This window comes from Streptomyces sp. NPDC048483, from assembly GCF_040651455.1.
GTDB lineage: Bacteria > Actinomycetota > Actinomycetes > Streptomycetales > Streptomycetaceae > Streptomyces.
This window is the reverse complement of sequence record NZ_JBEZJZ010000052.1, coordinates 1-13,490: the sequence shown is the minus strand read 5'-3', so window position 1 is coordinate 13,490 and position 13,490 is coordinate 1. Positions and strand designations below refer to the sequence as shown.

Sequence of the window (13,490 nt, the reverse complement as noted above, 5' to 3'; positions counted from 1 at the left end):
GCAGGCTCAGATCCGCAGCACGGAGAGGATGATCCACCGTGGGGCGACCCCCAGATCCCGCCCGGCGGGAGCGCACGCTGACGCGAGCGACCGACTACGTACTGGGTCATGGCTTGGCCGGGTTGAGCCTGCGGCCGTTGGCCGCGGCTCTCGATACCAGCCCGCGGATGCTGCTCTACGACTTCGGCAGCAAGCAGGAGTTGGTATCCGCCGTCCTCGCCGAGGCCCGCCGCCGCGGTGCGACACGATTGGCCGAGAACCTCCCGCCGGAGGCAGCCTCTCCGGAGGAACACCTGCGCGGCATCTGGGCCTGGATCAGCGCACCGGAGCGCGCCCCGTTCGTCCGACTGTTCTTCGAGGTGCACGCCGACGGCCTCGCTCACCCCGAGAACTACCCGGACCAGGCCGAGGCGATCACGGACTGGTTCAACACCCTCGGCGCCACGTTCCGCGACATCACCACCGGCCCTGACGACACCGTCACTCCCACGCTGGTCATGGCCGTCATCCGGGGCCTCCTGTTCGATCTCACGACCACCGGCGACCGCCACCGCACCGACCGCGCCCTGGACCGTTTCTGCGAACTCCTCCAGCATTGAATGAAGTCAAACGATCACGCGGTGACCGCAGGTCACAGCGCAGACCCTGCCCGCTGGCAGGATGCATTCGAGGCCCTGATGGACCGGATCGCCGGCCGGTTCACGCGGGTCGAACCCCGCCGTCGGATAAGGCGGTTGGTGCTCGGCCTGCTCTCGGAGCTGCCCCGCAAGAACTGCTGGACCATCGCCGAGTGGGCGGGGGAGGCCATCGCCGACGGCATGCAGCACCTGCTGAACCGGGCCAAGTGGGATGCCGACGCCGTCCGCGACGACCTGCGCGACTACGTGGTCGAGCACCTGCACGACGACCAGGCGGTGCTCGTGGTCGACGAGACCGGCGATGTGAAGAAGGGCAGTCATACGGCAGGCGTCCAGCGCCAGTACACCGGCACAGCAGGGAGAATCGAAAACTCCCAAGTCGCCGTCTACCTGGTCTACGCAGGCCGACGCGGACACGCCACAGTGGACCGGGAGCTCTGCATCCCGCGCTCGTGGACCGACCAGCCCGACCGCTGCCAGGCGGCCGGGCTCTCACCGGACACCGCGTTCGCGACCAAACCCGAACTGGCCGCCCGCATGATCACCTGGTTCCTGGATGCCGGCCACCACGCCTCCTGGGTCGCCGGCGACGAGGTCTACGGCGGCAACCCGAAACTGCGCACCGCCCTGGAGGCACGCGGTACCGGCTACGTGCTCGCGGTAGCCCGCAACCACGAAATCACCACCCAGGCCGGGAAGTCCCGCGCGGATGCCCTGGCCAAGAAGATCCCCAAGCGGGCCTGGCAGAAGCTGTCTGCCGGAGCCGGGGCCAAGGGGCAACGCTTCTACGACTGGGCCCACATCGACCTACCCAGCACCGCCCCCGGCCACCGCCACCTGCTGATCCGCCAAAACCGCACCACCGGCGAACTCGCCTACTACCGCTGCTACACGCCCCAACCGGTGCCACTGGCGACCCTGGTCCGGGTCGCTAGATCAAGGTGGCGAGTGGAGGAGACGTTCCAGTCCGGAAGGGCCTTGCCGGACTGGACGAGCACCAGGTCCGCCGCTACACATCCTGGTCCCGCTGGGTCACCCTCGCCATGCTCGCGCATGCTTTCCTGGCCGTCATCCGCGCCGACGAACACACCCGCCAACCCACCCAGGACAGCCTGATCCCACTCACCTGCAACGAGATCGCCCGCTTGTTCATCACCCTCATTGCCCAGCGCGTCCACGACACGGCCCACCGGCTCCGCTGGTCCACTGGAGACGCCGCCACCAGGCCCGATCCCAAGCGAGCCACTACCACCGCCAAGCCGCAGCCCCAGCATGATCACGATCTACCGCTGGAGTAGTAAGAGGTCATGAGTGGTGTCCCTGGTCATCAGTCTTCCGGGTACTTTCTTGTAAGGAAAGCACCATCTTCTTTCCTGGAGGGAAAGAAGATGTCGGGAGAGGCATGCCACCAGCGCGGCTCCGCTACCGGAGCCGCTACCCAGTGCACCACCGCACGCATCCCGGCCCCCACTACGGGAGTTCGTCCCTGTCGGTGCCGACTGGCTCATGTTGAATTCCCGCTGTCCGCCTACGCACCGGACCTGAATCCACAGGAGGGCGCCTGGTCACTGGTCGAGCGCGATAGCAGCAACCTGGCCGCAGTCGACCTCGGTCAGATCACCAAGGCCGTAAAGCACAGGCGCAAGCAGATCCAGTGCCCCGGCGTAGTCGACTGCCGCCTCGCTGGCACTGGCCTGATCATGGATGGCTGACCGACATCGCGAATTCAAGTTCAGTAGCGGCCGAGGAACCTCTCGATCACCCTCGCCAGGGCCTCCGGGCTCTCGTCCGGTGCGAAGTGGCCAGCGTCGTCGAAGACTTCGAGCTCGGCGTTCGGATACCACTGCAGCCAGGTGGACCGCATGGTGTCGGGGCCCATCGCCGGGTCGTTCGCACCGGCCACGACAAGCACCGGGGTCGCGTTTCCCTCAATCCGATCGTGGATGTCGGAGCCGCGCGTCCAGGATTCGAGGTACGAGCGCAGGGCCGCCGGCGAGGAGCGTTCCGAGCCGCTCACTCTGGCGTCCAGCCACCCATCGTCGTGCCGACTGCCGGTGGTGACGTCGAAGATCGTCCTGCGGTTGCCGGAATCCTCCACAGCCCCGACAAACAGCTCCCACATCTCCCCGTCGAGCGGGAACCCGGACGCGGGGACCGGCGAGATGCCGACGATCGAGCGGACCCGCGAGGGGGCGTCCAGCAACATCAGCTGGGCCGCCTTGCCGCCCATGGAGTGACCGATGACGGAAAAGGTGTCCCAGCCGCGGTCGTCGGCCACGGCGAGGGCGTCCGCCGCGACTTCCTCCATGGTGTACGTGCCGGGGGTGTCCATTGCCTCGCCGTACCCACGGCAGTCCATGAACGCGTAACTGAACGCGCCCCCGTTCAGGTGTCGCCGCAGTTGGCCGAAACTCGACCTGTCACCGAGCCAGTGGTGAAGTGCGAGGACCCCTTCGGGCCCGCTGCCCTGTACCTCATACGGAACTACATGTCTTGCTACATGACCTGTCACAACGTTGGCTCTCCCCCTCCCGGCCGAGCCCGGAATCCCGTCGACTGAGGCTTCGCCCCAACGGCGTAGCAGCGCGAGCGGACGACCGACAGGGTTGCAGGCCAGACGAATGCTGCCAGTCGGCCCACCACCCCGGCCCGGAACATCCACACGATCCCGTTCGGTCGCCCGGTCGCGTGTGGGCAGGCAATGAATCAGACAGCAGCGGACGGACGAAATTCATTCGGCATCGGACAGTTCATGACGACGTACCACCTGACCATGATCCACCACTCGAGATCATTTGACGACAGACCCTAGGACGGACGGCGAGCGATCCTGGTAGAGCCATGCGGATCACCTGGTCGTCGCGGTCCTCGCCGTCACCAACACGGGGCGTCATCCTCTGCGAACTCCGCCGCCGCTCCGGCAGCCTGATCCCACCGGTGGCACTCCACTTCGCCCTCAACGGCGCAGGCTACACCCTGGCCTGGTCAACTGATCACACACGACCTCGACACCGCCGTACCGGCGACGCGCGTGGCCGTGCTGGACGGTCGAGGAGGGACCGCGGGAACAGATCCTCACCGCTCCCGCCCCCCGTTCACGGTCTCGCTGCCTGGTGCGTCGAGGAGGTGGGGAGCGGCCGTACGACCCTGAAGCGGAATTCGGACCACCCTTCCGGACGTACACTCGGCCACATGAGTCGCACCGGCGTCAGTGGGAAGTGCCTGCACCAGGCAGCCCCCGGTGTGGTGGCGAGCTGCCGCACCGCCCTGCACGGGCACGGCTAGCGACCTTCCGCGGTTACCGCCCGGGGCGATCCCGTACCGCTTCCCCGCCGTGCTTCTGCGCCCCCTCGTGAGCACGGCGCGCACCGCTTCGACTTCGCACATCGCACGCGCTTCACTTCCCACCGCAGCTTCGGCGCATCGCCGTTGCCGCGCTCCGGCGATGGCCGCACACGGCCGAGCCACCCTCGAAGGGACCATCTTGAAGCTGAGCGAGCTGCTGGCCGGACAGAACCACCACATTCTTCAGGGTGACCCCGAGGAAACGCACATCACCGCCGGCACGGCCTTCGACGCGGACCGGGTGGCGCCGGGATCGCTGTTCATCGCGGTGCCTGGACATCTGGAGGGCGGGCCCGGCGCGGTCGCCCCTGCCCTCGCCCGTGGCGCGGCGGCGGTCATCGTGGGGGACGACTGTGTGCTGCCGACGACAGCGGGAGGTGCCTGTGCCGTACAGGTGCCGGACGTCCGCATCACAGCCGCCGTCGTCGCCTCCCGCTACTTCGGCGAACCTGGGCGGAGCATGGACATGGTGGCCGTCACAGGCACCAATGGGAAGACCTCGGTCTCGTACATGGTCGAGTCCGTGCTGCGGATCTCCGAGGGGGTGAGGGCCGGGGTCATCGGCACGGCCGGAAGCCGAATCGGCGACGAGCTGATCCCGATGCCGCGGTCGGTGCTGACGACCCCGGAGTCCCCCGACCTCCAATACCTCCTGGGGTGCATGCGTGATCGCCGGGTGGGCACCGTGGTGCTGGAGGCCACGTCCATGGGCCTGCTGACGCACCGGGTCGACCGCACCTTCGTCGACGTGGGGGTCTTCACCAACCTGAGCCAGGACCACCTGGACGACCACGGCACGATGGACAACTACCGCGACGCCAAACTCAGGCTCTTCCAAGGGCTGTGTCGGCACGCCGTGGTCAACGCCGATGATCCGGTGGGCGCCCGTATCGGCACGATGATGCCGGGCGCGGTGACCACCTACGCCCTCGACGCCGAGGCCGACTACCGGGCCACCGATCTGGTCGTGGACGCCTCGGGAACCCGCTTCACTCTCCACCACGACGGTCGCAAATACCCGGCCGCGATCCCCGCCCCCGGCAGGTTCTCGGTGGCCAACGCGCTGGCCACGGTGGCGGCCTGCCACACCCTGGGGCACGACCTCGCCGGGCTGGTCTCCGCGCTCGAACGGATGCCGCAGATCCCGGGCCGGTTCGAGCGTGTCACGACTTCCGGTGGTACCTCGGTGATCGTGGACTACGCCCACTCCCCGGACTCTTTGAACAAGGTGCTCGGCACCATCCGCGGCTTCGCCCGGTCCAAGGTCATCACCGTCTTCGGCTGCGGCGGTGACAGGGACACCACCAAGCGGGCCGAGATGGGGACGATCGCCGGGACACACTCCGACCTGTGTGTCCTCACCTCGGACAACCCGCGCAACGAGGACCCCGAGGCGATCCTGGACCAGGTCGCCCCGGGCATCGAGGAGACGGGCACCCCGTACGAACGCTTCGCCGACCGCCGCCGGGCCATCGGCTTCGCACTTTCGGCAGCCGGCCCGGACGACATCATCCTGATCGCGGGAAAGGGCAGCGAGCCCTACCAGATCGTCGGTGACGCGCTGCTGCCCTTCAGCGACATGGCCACCGTGCGGGAGCTCGCCGGAGTCCGAGCGGCTCGGAGTCACCCCACTCTGCGATAGGTGAGCGTGAAGTCGTGCTCCCACTCGCCCTCGTCGAAGCGGACCTCCCAGGCCCCGGTGATGGTGTTCGCGCCCTCGCTGAACGTGCCGGTGAAGCGCTGCCGGAAGTCCAGCGGGGTGAAGTGGGGCGACTCCCGCGTGCGGTCCACACCCCGTCGGCGAAGGCCATCGCGTACAGGCGCGCCACACCGCGGGAGTCGAAGTAGTGCTGGGTGTACGTACCGGTCCCGGGATCGGTACGTACGACCATGAGGCCGTCGGGCGCCTCGGGAACCGAGATCTCCGTGCGCTGCACCAGAACCTGTCCGTCCAGCGCCCATTCGAACCAGCTGCGGGCCTTCGGGCAGCCCTTCTCCGGGGCGGGCGGCGACGGGCTGGTCGCCGGGGAGAAGGGCGTCCAGTGTAGGAGAGCCTCCGGCGCATCGCGGGCAAGGGGAAGCGAGCCACCGCCCACGGCGGCAGGCCGACCGAGGCAAGGACGGCGTCACGGCCTCGGGAGACCCCCGTCAAACGGGACTCGCGGCTTTGGTGAGTTTCAGGCTTGCTTGCCACAGGCGTAGACGGGCTTCGCTGTCGTACGCCTGGGAGTGGGCGTGCGTGTCGCGGGTGCGGTTGTAGAACCGTCCGGTGGTATCGGCGAGTGTGGGGTCGGTGATGAGTCGGCGAGTGGCGGCCACTCCCTGCTCCAGCGTGTCGATGTTGTGCCCGATCTCGGCGAGGACGATCTTGGTGGGCATGTACGTGGCGGGATGCAGGCTGTTGACCGTGACCTCGTCGGCGGGAAGGCGCGCGGCGAGCTCGAAGCCGGACATGATCTGGGCGAGCTTGCTCTGACCGTACGCCCGGACGCCGTGGTAGCCGTGCTCCAGCATCAGGTCGTCGAAGTCGATCGGGTGCTGGCCGATGGAGGCGACGTTGACGATGCGGGCCGGTGCTGACGCACGCAACAGTGGCAGGAGTTCGAGGGTGAGCAGGAAGCTGGCGAGGTGATTGACGGCGAAGCGCAGTTCATGGCCGTCGGCGCTGGTGCGACGGGTGCGCCCGTCCGGTTCACCGCTGCCGATGCCCGCGTTGTTCACCAGTACGTCGAGTCGGCTCGTCGCCGCGCGGATGTCGGCCGCCATGTGGTGGACCTGGTCGAGGTCGGCGAAATTCGCGGTCACGGTCCGGGGCCTGGAGGCGCCGCGGGCCGCGAACTCGCCCGCGATCCGGTCGAGTTTGTCCTGGTTGCGGCCGTGCAGGATCAGATCGGCTCCGTCAGCTGCCAGGCGCTCGGCCAGCGCCCGGCCGAGGCCGTCCGTGGCGCCGGTGATGAGAATGGTGCGGAAATGGGTCATCGCTGGTCTCCCGAGTCGCTGAAGGTGCCGGGTGGGGGCTGCGGAGCCTGGGCGAGAGTGGCCGTGAGGTCGTCGACGAGGTCGTCGCCGAAGGGCTCACGCGTGGCCAAGAGGCGATACCACAAGGTGCCGAACACGATGTCCAGGACGGTGGGCGGAGCGGGACGAGGCGGCAGGTCGCCGCGAGCTCGGGCCCTGTCGACGACCACCTGAAGCGCGTCGCGCCGGCGCTGCAGAAAGTCCGTGCGGAAGAGCTGTCCGAACTCCGCGTTGATCTGGGCTTCCGCCATCAGGGCGCACAGGATGTCGACAACGCGCTGCCGGCGGCCGAGCCGGAAGGTGTCCTGCAGGAAGGCCCGCATGTCGTCCGCGTAGGAGCCGTGGTCGGCATTCGTGACGTGCAGCTCGGCTTTCACCGCCAGCGCTTCGAGGAGGACATGGGCCTTCGAGGGCCACCAGCGGTAGATCGTCTGCTTGCCGCATCCGGCACGGTTCGCGATCCCTTCGATGGTTAGCCCTGGATAACCGACCTCGCCGACCAGCTCGAATGCCGCGACCAGGATTGCCAGCCTGCTCTCCTCGCTGCGCTTGCGTCCCCGGCGCGACACCGAAGGGGGTTGCTCATTCATGACCATGGAGGCTAGCTTAATACGAGACGTCGCGGTTCGAAATAAGGAGATGTGTCATGCCTCAGCGCACTGCCCTCGTAGTCGGGGGAACGTCCGGGGTCGGACTTGCCGCCGCTCGCCTGCTCCAGTCACGGGGCGTGACGGTGCACATCGCCGGTCGCGGAAAGGAGCGTCTCGACGACCTCGCCGCCACCGACGCCAGCCTGGTCGGCCACCAGGCCGACGCGGGGAACGCCGACGAGATCCGTGCAGTCGCCGAGGCCATAGGCAGCGTCGACTGGCTGGTCCTGGCGGCCGGCGGAAGTGAAGGGCCGGGGCCGATCGCCGATCTGGACCTGGCGATGCTACGACGTGCGTTCGAGGCCAAGTTCTGGCCCCACATCACCACGATCCAGTCGGTCCTGCCGCACCTCGCGCCGGACGGGTCGATCACTCTGCTCGGTGCCATCACAGCACGGGCCGGCATGCCGGGAACCGCAGGCATCGCCGCCATCAACGGCGCCGTCGAGGCCCTGGTCAGGCCACTGGCCGCGGAGCTCGCTCCGATACGGGTGAACGCCGTCTCTCCCGGGTTCGTCGACACGCCCTGGTGGAGCGGACTGCCCGACGACGCCAAGCGCGACTACTTCGCTCAGGCAGCCGCCACTTTGCCGGTCCGTCACATCGCGTCGGCTGAGGAGGTCGCCGAGGTGGTTGCCCTTGCTGCGACCAATGCCAACCTCACCGGCTCGGTCATGGAGGCCGACGGCGGCGCGCGTCTCGTCTCGCTTGTCTGACTCACTTGCCGCACCTTCGGTGTCCGGCCCCCACCACGTCACTCGGGCAGGGACGGGACACCGAAACGGAAACCCGACGTCGCGGCTTTACGCCAGCCGCATCCGAGGCGTCAGGCTGTCTTCGTCGTGATCCACCTCTCTCAATCGGCCGGCCTGCCATGCCCGTTGTCGCTGCCCGCTCTATAGCGTTGACCACCACCGAGCGGCGCCGGTTGAAGAAAGCGGCCTGGGGTCACAAGACACCCCACCAGCTGCGTCAACGCGCCCATATCGTGCTGCTGGCGGCGCGCGGCCGCTCGAATGCGGCCATCGCCGCCGAGATAGGCGTACACCTGGACACCGTCCGACGCTGGCGCGGCCGGTTCGCCGACCAGCGCCTGCCGGGCCTGGCCGACCGCGAGCGATCCGGCCGCCCCCGCTCCTTCACCGCCTTGCACCGGGCCCAGGTCAAGGCGCTGGCCTGCCAGCTCCCAGCCGAGACCGGAGTACCGCTGTCCCACTGGTCGTGCCCCGAGTTGGCTGCCGAACTGGAAGGCCGGGGCATCACCGGCCCCATCTCGTCCTCCACCGTGCGCCGCTGGCTGCGCGAGGAGGCGATCAAGCCCCGGCAGCACCGCTCCTGGATCTTCATCACCGACCCCGACTTGCGCTCCAAGGCCGAGCGCGTGCTGGACCTGTACGCCCGCACCTGGGGCGGCGAGCCGCTCGGCAGGGACGAATACGTCATCAGCGCGGACGAGAAGACCTCCATCCAGGCTCGCTGCCGCTGCCATCCCACCCTCGCCCCCGGTCAGGCGAGAGCGATGCGCGTCAACCACACCTACGGCCGCGGTGGCGCGCTGGCCTACCTGGCCGCCTACGACGTCGACCAGGCGAGGACCTTCGGCCGCACCGAGCCGCGCACCGGCATCGCCCCTGTCATGGCCCTGGTCTCTCAGGTCATGAGCCAGGAGCCGTACGCCAGCGCGAAGCGGGTGTTCTGGATCGTCGACAACGGCTCCTCCCACCGTGGCCAAACAGCCGCCGACCGACTGGCCGCAGCATTCCCGAACGCCGTGCTCGTGCACACCCCGGTGCACGCCTCCTGGTTGAACCAAGTTGAGGTCTACTTCTCCGTCGTCCAACGCAAGGTCGTCTCGCCCAACGACTTCCCCGACCTCACCCAGGTCGGGGACCGGCTCCGAGCCTTCGAAGACCGCTACAACGCCGCCACGGCACAGCCATTCCAGTGGAAGTTCACCACCTGAGACCTGGACGATCTGCTGGCCAGGCTCGACCGGCACACCACCGATCACCAGGCAGAATCCTCCGCCGCGCTGGCAGCGTGATCAACCCCCGAAGGACTTCCGGAGCCGACCACTTAGCGCCCGATAGCTTGGTGGTCCCAGGTCCCTCGGGCCGCGTCCCTGACAGGCACGGCTCGTGAGGACCCGACTCCGTGTGTGATCTTGGTCAGGGGTGCACCGACGCGCCGGGCAGCGGGGGCCTGCCGGCGTCGCCGCTCCGTCCATGGTGGTGCGACTGGGTTTACTCCAGGGTGGCGAGGTGGTCGGAGGCGCCCCCGCGCCACTCGATCAGGAAGAGGGTCGCGTCGTCGCTGGTTTTCCCGCCCCGTTCCTGCTTCAGGGCGTGTGAGAGGGAGCGCACCACCGCGCGCACTCCTTCCTCGGTGTGCTCGATGCGGTTGACCCAGTCGATGAGTTGTTCCACGCCGAACTGCTCCCCGCCGGCTTCGTGCTCTTCGATCAGGCCGTCGGTGAAGCACAGCACACGGTCGCCGCGTTGGAGCTGCCGCTCGCTGAGCTGGGGCTCGTCGCCGCCAAAGCCGACCGGCAAGGTGGTGGGGCTGTGCAGTTGCTGGACGACCTTGTGGTTGCGGATCAGCAGCGGTGCGGGGTGGCCGGCGTTGACCCATTGCAGGTGGCCGGTTGTGATGTTCAGGCGCATCATCTGTGCGGTGACGAAGTGCTCGGGTCCGAACTGCTCGGCGATGGCCCGGTCCATGAACGCGTAGATCTCGGACAGGCCGATCCCGGAGCGTCGGGCGTGCCGGTAGGCGCCGATGGCGACGGTTGCCATGGTGGCGGCGTCCAGGCCGTGGCCCATCGCGTCGATCACGACCATGTGCAGGATGTCGTCGTTGAGGGCGTAGTCGAAGCTGTCGCCGGCGACGTCGTAGGCGGGCTCGAGGATGCCGGCCAGCGCGGCCTGGGGGACGGACATCGCCAGCGGCGGCAGCAGGGACCACTGGATCTCCGCGGCCACGCTCATCGGTTCACGGCGTCGGGCCTCGAAGAACTGGTCGGTGTAGGCGTGCTTGGTGACGATCATGTCGGCGACCAGGCCCGCGAGCCTGCGCAGCAGCCGCCGGTCGTCGTCATCGACGTTATCCAGGGTGACGACCATGACCCCCACTTGGTCGCTGCCGTCCAGCAACGGCAGATACATCCGCACGCCATCGGCCTGCGGCACCTCGACGGGGGTCGCACGCAGGAAGGCCGTGCCGGCGGCGGAGTCACCGATCGGCTCGGGCTCGCCGACCAACAGCCGCCTGCCGGGTAGCGGCACCAGAAGCAGTTGCTCGTAGTCCTGCAGCAGGATCGAGACGTGGCGGCCACCGACCCTTGCCACCTCTTCCGCGATCAGCGGGGCGATCAGCTGCGCCGGCATCTCGTGCGCCCGGTCCAGCAGCACCCCCAACAACCGCTCACCGAACCCTTCCGACCGGTCCACCATGCCCTTGTCCGGCCGCCGCTCACCTTCCGCCATAGCCGTGCCCTTCCATCCCGCTGGCCTCATTTCGCATGAACAACGTGAACAAGGGGTGATTCACCGGGCGGTGTGGTGTTCGGCTTCTGTGACTGGAGCCGGTGGGACTCGGCGCCGGTCTGGATGAGGGTGCATTTGAAGGTGAGCCGGTCCGCGATGGCCGAGCACAGACGTGAGTCGACGGATCCGCTCGAAGACCCACTCGCGCGATCTGTACACACGGGTCCTGACACGACCGTGATCTAACCCGCACAGCGTGACGCGACTAACCGGCCTAAAGAGCCTATTACGCCAAAAGCGGCATGTTACATCTCATCGCCCTCGCACGCGCCATCGCCCATTCCCTCGGCGCCACACCCGACGACCTGCGTAGCGCCGCCCTGGCCCGCTTCGCCCTGGAGACCTCCGCCCTCGCCCACCGCGCCGACGACCCCGAACGAGCCGTGGACGTCGCCTTCGACCTCCTCGAACACGGATGGAGCACCCCGGCCCCGCGGTTCGGTGACAGTCGCGACTGACCGCGGTCCCAGCCGTCAGGAGGCGCGGAACCGGAAGAGCGCCCCGTTCTCACAAACGGTCCTTTGCCCCAGGTCGCGGTCTACCTCGTCTACGCAGGCGCCCGGGGACACGCGGCGGTGGACCGGGAGCTGTACATCCCGCGCTCCTGGACATGCGACCAGGACTGCTGCCGGGCGGCCGGACTCGGCGAGGACATTGCCTTCGCGTCCAAGCCGGAACTGGCCCGCACGATGATCGAACGGTTCTGGGACACCGGACACCGCGTCGGCTGGGTCACCGGTGACGAGGTCTACGGCGGCAACCCGAAACCGCGCACGGCTCTGGAGGAACACGGCATTGGCTATGTCCTCGCAGTGGCCTGCTCGGCTGAAATGACCACCGGTGCAGGTACGTTCCGTGCCGAAGCCGTGGCGGCGAAGGTAGCGAAGTGCTGTCCGCAGGACAGCGGCCCTGCGCCGGCGGAACAGTCGTCGAGGAAACTGCGTCCGCATCCGCGGTGACGACCTTGAGCTCCTGAATGCGGCCACAAGCAAGTCCCACACCTGGCAAAGTGACCTCATGACGAACATTTAATCGATTACGTATGGGCGGGTGGCCGAAGTCCTTCAGCGGCTCGGCATGGTTTCGCAGGACAAAGCGCACACGGTCGTCGAGGAAATGGGCACCTACGGGTACAACCTGACGCCGTATGACGTCGCGTGCTCCCTGGTGGGGTTCGGTGTCGCGGTCGAGATTCACGCCGACGACATCGACTTCCTGGAGGAGTCCTACGCCTGGCTCCTGAACAAGGCAGTCGCAGTCACCGGCGGTGCGGTCACTGTCACGAACGTGCGCCTGCACGAAGGGCACACCACAGAAGGGTTCGGCCGGCCTGACTTCGATTCACGCGATGACGTCCTGGAGTTCGAACGCAACGGTCAACTGATCTCCATACCGAGCACTTCTCGGAGGACTACTACGACATCGGAGCCGCGGTCGATGCTGTCGCGGCCCTCGACCCCGACAACGATCCCCGCGCGTTTCACATCGTCGACTTCAAGCGTGAGCAGTACCGCACCTATGACACCGTCATGGCGCTTGTCTCATCCGAGCAAGCGCGAGCCCTGGAGGAGCATCTCGGCCTGAAATTCCCAGGAGTACGCTGATTCATGGACTTGCGCCAAGCCGGGGCACTCCAGTTGACCGTGTGCTGGGTCGGGGACAGCGCGCCGCTGAGCGGTATTTCTTCCTGGGCGTTGCGGATCTGGAGAAGGTGGAGGCCAAGCGGCGTGCGCACAACCGGCTCGGGTTCGCGGTCCAGTTGACGAGCGTGCACTATCTGGGGCGGTTCATGCCGGACCCGCGGCAGGTATGGCTTCACGATCGAAGCGGTGTTTTCTCCTGGCCTCACCGTGGCTGTTGACGTGCCCAAGGGACCCCAGCCTGGAGGCAATGTCACTCAACTCTTTTTGAATCCACGGGTGTTTGGACTCCCAGAGACAGCTGTACTCTTGGTGCCACAACTAGCATCGGGTCTCAAGCCTGGACGCTGCGGAGGTCTGGACCACGGAGTGCCCGCATGGCCCCGGGTAGCCGGCCCGTTTCCCGGCGTGACGCCGCCGATGCTGACTTTGTGCTGACTTGCTGACCTCGAAATGCCTCTGACCTGCAACGATGCCTTGCTATGCCTCTTCGGCTTCCATTGGCACCGGGTTTGGGGCAACGTTGCTGGTGTAGCGGGTTGGCCAGCATCTATGCAGTTCAGAGGTGGTGCAGGGCGGATTGGCGCATGTGCATGTGTCGCCACCTGTCACCACCTCTGGCAGGGTGCATGCTGACTCAACGCTGACTTTGCT

12 protein-coding genes and 2 pseudogenes are annotated in these 13,490 nt (G+C 67.4%); 9 read left to right on the top strand and 5 right to left on the bottom strand.

The window, feature by feature from the left end; all coding sequences use genetic code 11:
- Nucleotides 1-38: 38 nt before the first annotated feature.
- Together AB0D04_RS24360 and AB0D04_RS24355 are read left to right on the top strand one after the other, a co-directional pair.
- The gene (locus AB0D04_RS24360; RefSeq protein WP_362706960.1) at nucleotides 39-599 is read left to right on the top strand and encodes a TetR/AcrR family transcriptional regulator; all 561 of its coding nucleotides are present in this window, start codon (nucleotides 39-41) and stop codon (nucleotides 597-599) included.
- 78 nt (nucleotides 600-677) lie between these two features.
- Nucleotides 678-1,914 (top strand): annotated as a pseudogene (locus AB0D04_RS24355) (IS701 family transposase).
- Nucleotides 1,915-2,370: 456 nt separating this feature from the next.
- On the opposite strand, the gene AB0D04_RS24350 reads toward AB0D04_RS24355, so the two are convergent.
- Nucleotides 2,371-3,150: an alpha/beta hydrolase gene (locus AB0D04_RS24350; RefSeq protein WP_362706957.1), complete on the bottom strand. Its 780-nt coding sequence runs from the start codon at nucleotides 3,148-3,150 to the stop codon at nucleotides 2,371-2,373.
- A gap of 972 nt (nucleotides 3,151-4,122) precedes the next feature.
- On the opposite strand from AB0D04_RS24350, the gene AB0D04_RS24345 reads away from it, so the two are divergent.
- Nucleotides 4,123-5,625, top strand: coding sequence for a UDP-N-acetylmuramoyl-L-alanyl-D-glutamate--2,6-diaminopimelate ligase (locus AB0D04_RS24345; RefSeq protein ID WP_362706955.1), 1,503 nt, complete (start codon nucleotides 4,123-4,125; stop codon nucleotides 5,623-5,625).
- On the opposite strand, the gene AB0D04_RS24340 is transcribed toward AB0D04_RS24345, so the two are convergent.
- From AB0D04_RS24340 to AB0D04_RS24330, 3 genes are all read right to left on the bottom strand, one after another.
- Entirely contained in the window at nucleotides 5,607-5,774 is a 168-nt protein-coding gene (locus AB0D04_RS24340) for a hypothetical protein (protein ID WP_362706952.1), read from the bottom strand. The two genes, AB0D04_RS24345 and AB0D04_RS24340, sit on opposite strands and share 19 nt — an antisense overlap.
- Nucleotides 5,775-6,131: 357 nt before the next feature.
- A complete protein-coding gene (locus AB0D04_RS24335; protein WP_362706949.1) occupies nucleotides 6,132-6,962 on the bottom strand; it encodes an SDR family NAD(P)-dependent oxidoreductase in 831 nt (276 codons plus the stop codon).
- Nucleotides 6,959-7,597 (bottom strand): TetR/AcrR family transcriptional regulator, encoded by a 639-nt coding sequence (locus AB0D04_RS24330; protein WP_362706947.1) that lies wholly within the window; start codon nucleotides 7,595-7,597, stop codon nucleotides 6,959-6,961. The genes AB0D04_RS24335 and AB0D04_RS24330 overlap by 4 nt, the downstream gene beginning before the upstream one ends.
- A gap of 50 nt (nucleotides 7,598-7,647) precedes the next feature.
- Between AB0D04_RS24330 and AB0D04_RS24325 the strand changes: the two genes are divergently transcribed.
- Nucleotides 7,648-8,367 (top strand): SDR family oxidoreductase, encoded by a 720-nt coding sequence (locus AB0D04_RS24325; protein ID WP_362706944.1) that lies wholly within the window; start codon nucleotides 7,648-7,650, stop codon nucleotides 8,365-8,367.
- Nucleotides 8,368-8,555: 188 nt separating this feature from the next.
- Nucleotides 8,556-9,614, top strand: a complete 1,059-nt coding sequence (locus tag AB0D04_RS24320; RefSeq protein ID WP_362706941.1) for an IS630 family transposase — start codon at nucleotides 8,556-8,558, stop codon at nucleotides 9,612-9,614.
- Between the two features lie 280 nt (nucleotides 9,615-9,894).
- Here the strand turns inward: AB0D04_RS24320 and AB0D04_RS24315 are convergent, their stop codons facing one another.
- The gene (locus AB0D04_RS24315) at nucleotides 9,895-11,136 is read right to left on the bottom strand and encodes a PP2C family protein-serine/threonine phosphatase (RefSeq protein ID WP_362706938.1); all 1,242 of its coding nucleotides are present in this window, start codon (nucleotides 11,134-11,136) and stop codon (nucleotides 9,895-9,897) included.
- A gap of 302 nt (nucleotides 11,137-11,438) precedes the next feature.
- Here AB0D04_RS24315 and AB0D04_RS24310 point away from each other — a divergent pair, with 302 nt between their 5' ends.
- The 4 genes and pseudogenes from AB0D04_RS24310 to AB0D04_RS24295 all read left to right on the top strand — a co-directional run bounded on the left by AB0D04_RS24310 (nucleotide 11,439) and on the right by AB0D04_RS24295 (nucleotide 13,057).
- Entirely contained in the window at nucleotides 11,439-11,654 is a 216-nt protein-coding gene (locus tag AB0D04_RS24310; RefSeq protein ID WP_362706934.1) for a hypothetical protein, read from the top strand.
- Nucleotides 11,655-11,723: 69 nt separating this feature from the next.
- Nucleotides 11,724-12,083 (top strand): annotated as a pseudogene (locus tag AB0D04_RS24305) (transposase); the annotation flags it as partial.
- A gap of 163 nt (nucleotides 12,084-12,246) precedes the next feature.
- A complete protein-coding gene (locus AB0D04_RS24300; protein WP_362706931.1) occupies nucleotides 12,247-12,780 on the top strand; it encodes a hypothetical protein in 534 nt (177 codons plus the stop codon).
- Between the two features lie 61 nt (nucleotides 12,781-12,841).
- On the top strand, nucleotides 12,842-13,057 hold the full coding sequence (locus tag AB0D04_RS24295) for a DUF4158 domain-containing protein (RefSeq protein ID WP_362706929.1): 216 nt from the start codon (nucleotides 12,842-12,844) through the stop codon (nucleotides 13,055-13,057).
- The last annotated feature ends 433 nt before the right edge of the window (nucleotides 13,058-13,490 follow it).